The sequence below is a fragment of the Candidatus Kurthia intestinigallinarum genome, from assembly GCF_003991225.1.
Lineage (GTDB): Bacteria > Bacillota > Bacilli > Bacillales_A > Planococcaceae > Kurthia > Kurthia populi.
In genome coordinates, this window is record NZ_JTFC01000081.1 from 1 (window position 1) to 852 (window position 852).

Sequence of the window (852 nt, forward strand, 5' to 3'; positions counted from 1 at the left end):
AGAATTAATGATTTTTTTTAGTTTATTAGAAAAATTAATACTTTGATTTTCAAACTCTTTTTGAGAAGTAGGATGCTCTTCGAGCATAGAAATGATATACGACATATTATCAAGCAATGCAGTTGCTTCTTCCGCAATTGCTAAACTTTCTTCATCTAATGAAATTTTTTTAAGTCTGTTTAACTCATTATCTATGATATTTAACTTTTGCTTGAATAATTTTATATACGAACTTTCAGCTAAGCTCGTGCCGATAGCATATAAGACTCTCCCCACCGTACTTTTCCCCGAACTATTAGATCCAGCTATTACGGTTACACCTTCTATTTTTATATCTGCGTTAGCTATTATTCCTATATTTTCTATGTTGAGAATAATTTTAAACACACCCTCTCATAAATTAATGTTTTCTCAAGTTGTATTTCTTTAATTTTATATGAGTTATTTTAAAAAAAATACAGTGTTTTTTCGTGTTTATTCGACATTTACACTACAAACACTATAAAAAATAGGTGTTCCAGTGAATTTGTTTTTATAATGGCTTCTAAATGTTGGATCTGCCCCATTTTTGAATTTTCCCCTTAGAAACTCCATTGCTTCATCTCCAACTAGCTCTAATGGCTTCTCTAAACCCTTAGAACAGTGGTAAATCTTTTCCCCTAATAAACGTTCATCTGCGCTAGCTTTATTCATGTACTTCACCATATATCCTGTGATTTTAGAAATATCATAAATATCTTTTACCTCTGCTTTCCCTAAGCCCCATTTCTCCTCTAAAACTCCTTGCGTTATATCTAGATTAACAATCATATGATAATGAATCGCTCCTCTTTCTTGAAACTCTATTACATC

At 31.1% G+C, this 852-nt stretch carries 2 protein-coding genes; both read right to left on the reverse strand.

The window, feature by feature from the left end; translation table 11 throughout:
• Positions 1 to 387: hypothetical protein (locus QI30_RS18765; protein ID WP_199754726.1), on the reverse strand; the 387-nt coding region annotated here is incomplete at its 3' end.
• Between the two features lie 87 nt (positions 388 to 474).
• On the reverse strand, positions 475 to 852 hold a 378-nt coding region (locus QI30_RS18770; RefSeq protein WP_425475034.1), incomplete at its 5' end, for a rolling circle replication-associated protein.